Below are 2,970 nucleotides of genomic sequence, written 5' to 3'. Positions count from 1 at the left end.
CCGCCAGCCGCAGGCGTACGGGCACGGCAGGCGGCGCGGCCCGCCACCTGCTGCTCGGCACGGAGGAGCGATTCGCCTGCGGAGTACGGGAGTTCACATCCGAATTCACCGTCGAGGACCTGGGTGCGCTCGCCGACCTCGGCGACGGCCGGCGCACGACACTGCCGACCGGCGCGTACGTCGACCTGCTGCTCGCGCTCCAGGACGCCGTCAGCGGACACACCCGTTCCGCCGTCCGCGAGCTGAAGCTGCCCACCCCCCTGCACCTGGCCGCCGACACCACCGTGGTCCTGACGACCCGGTGGCGCCCGCGTCCCGAGGGCGGCGCCGAGGCGGAGGTCTTCACCCTCGTCGGCGGCGAGGAGAACATCCACGCCACCGCCCTGATCGCCGCCGAGCCCGAACCGGTCGTACCGGTCTCCGAACTCGCCGAGCTGGACGCCGAACTGGCGCCCGCCGCCCAGGAGATCGACGACGAGGACATCTACACCGACCTCGGCTCCGTCGGCCGCCCGCACGGCCCGCGCATGCGGCAGCTGCTGCGCGCCTCCCGGCACCGCGACGGTCTGGTCACCGGCGAGCTGACCGGCCGCAGCGCCACCGCGGTCGAGCACGTACCCGCGGAACTGCTGGAGGCCGCGGTGCAGGCCGCCGTCGTCCTCGACCCCGAGGGCCCGGTCTTCGTGCCCCGCGAGATCGCCTCCGTACGCCACTTCAGGAAGCCCCGCGGCGAGCGGCTCCGCGTCCTCGCCCGCGTCCACGGCGACCAGGACCGCCGCGTCGCCGACATCCTCCTTCTGGAGAACGGCGACCCGGTCACCGAACTCCTCGGCGTCCTGCTCGCCCGCCCCGAGGGCCGCGTGGGCCGCCGCCAGTTCCTCCACCGGCCCGCATGGGTGCGGCGGGCCCTGCCCGCAACCGCCGACGGCACACCCGGTGCCACCCCCGCGGGCGGCAGGCCTGCGGGTGACCCGGCTGCCCGGTGCCACCGGCCCCGGAGCAGCCCTCGACGACCCGACCGTCACCGACGTGTGCTGGGCCTGGCGGCAGCGGCAAGGACCCATGTCCGCCGAGCGGATGCGCGCCGAGTGCGAGGACAACTACCGCGAACTCCTCGACCTGATCGCCTCGTTGGACGCGGCCGGCCGGCCCCGGCCGCCCCGGCTGTGGCTGGTCACCGAAGGCGCCCAGTGGCTCCCCGGCGACCCGGCCGGCGACGGCGGGCACCTCGCCGCCGCGACCCTGTGGGGCTTCGGGCGGGTCCTGCTCACCGAGTACCCGCAGTACCGCACCACCCTCGTCGACCTCGCGCCGGGCAGCGACCTCGTGCCGCTGCTCGACGAGTGGGCGGCCGGGACCCCGGGCGAGTACCAGATCGCCCACCGGCCGGGGCGGCGCTACGTCCGCCGGCTGCTCGCCGGTGACTCCACGCTCACCTGGAGCGGCGGCTACGAGCTGCGCGCCCCCGACTCGGGCGACCTCTCCGACCTCGCCCTGGTGCCCGCCGCGGACCGTGCGCCCGGCACCGACGAGGTGCGGGTCGGGGTCGTGGCCGTGGCCCTCACCGACCAGGACGCGCGGACCGCCCTGGACACCGGGCGCGCCGAACGGGAGGAGGAGGGACCCCCGCCCGTCCTCGGCGCCCTCGCCACGGGCACCGTGCTCGCCGCCCGCGAGGCGTCGGGGTTCACCGCGGGCGACGAGGTCCTCGTACGCCACGACGGCACCCTGCGCTCCACGCTCACCGTCCCGTCCGCGTCCGTCGTGCTCGCCCAGCACCCCGAGCCGCACGACGGCACCCGGCACTTCCGCCTCGACGAGACGGGCGAGGCCCTGCGCACCGCCCTCCTCGACCCGGCCGCCGAGGTGTGGGTCGACCTGCCCGGCGGGTCCGACGACGAACCGTCCGCGCCCGCGGCGGACACCGAAGCCGCCCCCGAAGACACCGTGCGCCCCGACCGCACCTATGTCGTCACCGGTGGTCTCGGCGGCCTCGGCCTGGTCACCGCACGCAAACTCGTCGCCCTGGGCGCCCGCCACCTGACCCTGGTCAGCCGCAGCGGAAAGCCCACCGAGGAGGCCGCGCCCGTCCTGGCGGAACTCGCCGAGAGCGCCGAACTCGCCGTCGTACGGGCCGATGTGAGTCGCCCGGAGGGCGTGCGCGAGCTGGTGGGCGAGGTGGAGGCGGGACCGTGGCCGGTCGGCGGGATCGTGCACGCGGCCGGGTCCTACGACAAGAAGCTGATCGCCGAGCTCACCTGGGAGTCCATCGACGCCCAGCTCGCGGCGAAGGCGTACGGCGGCTGGCTGCTGCACGAGGCCGCGCGGAGCTCCTTCCCGGAGCTGGCGTTCTTCGTGACGTACTCGTCGATCGCCTCCGTCCTCGGCGGCGCCACCCAGGGGCACTACGCGGCGGCCAGCGCCGGCCTCGACAGCCTCGCCGAGTGGCGCACCCGCCAGGGGCTGCCCGGACTCTCCGTCAACTGGGGCGCCTGGGCCAGGGTCGGCATGTCCGCCCGCCTGGAGGAGCACCTCAGCCGCGAGATCGAACGCAGCGGCGTCCGCTTCTTCTCCCCGACCAGGGCCCTGGACACACTGGCCCGGCTCTGGGGCGGCCGGCCGCGTACCCAGCGGGTGGTGGGCGAGTTCGACTGGGACCGCTACGTGGCCGGCAGCGCGACCGGCGACCAGTTCTACGACCGCCTCGCCCGGCAGGACGACACCGCCGACGACGGGTTCGACGCGGCCTCGCTCGGTGCGCTGCCGGCGCCGGAGCGCAGGGGCCTGATCACTCAGGTGGTGCGGGAGAAGGTCGCCGCCGTCCTGCAACTGGCGACGAACTGGCCGAGTCGGCCGAGTTCGTCTCCCTGGGCCTGGACTCGCTGATGGCGCAGAACGTCAAGTCCGGCCTGGAGCAGGTGTTCCGGCTACCGCTGCCCGCCTCGATCACCTTCGACCACCCGACGGTAC

Annotated in this window: 2 protein-coding genes and 1 pseudogene; all 3 read left to right on the top strand. The window is 75.2% G+C overall.

Annotated features, from left to right (window positions below):
- Window positions 1-47: 47 nt before the first annotated feature.
- Window positions 48-287: pseudogene (locus IH13_RS45860) on the top strand (hypothetical protein); the annotation flags it as partial.
- Window positions 288-1,062: 775 nt separating this feature from the next.
- Window positions 1,063-2,886 (top strand): SDR family oxidoreductase, encoded by a 1,824-nt coding sequence (locus tag IH13_RS38990; protein WP_082317775.1) that lies wholly within the window; start codon window positions 1,063-1,065, stop codon window positions 2,884-2,886.
- Window positions 2,886-2,970, top strand: an 85-nt coding sequence (locus IH13_RS44140) for an acyl carrier protein (protein ID WP_234433463.1), incomplete at its 3' end; no start/stop codon positions are given. The genes IH13_RS38990 and IH13_RS44140, both read left to right, overlap by 1 nt.

This window comes from Streptomyces sp. NRRL WC-3549 (assembly GCF_000721935.1).
In the GTDB taxonomy this organism is placed as follows: Bacteria; Actinomycetota; Actinomycetes; order Streptomycetales; family Streptomycetaceae; genus Streptomyces.
This window is presented reverse-complemented; position numbering and strand designations above follow the sequence as displayed.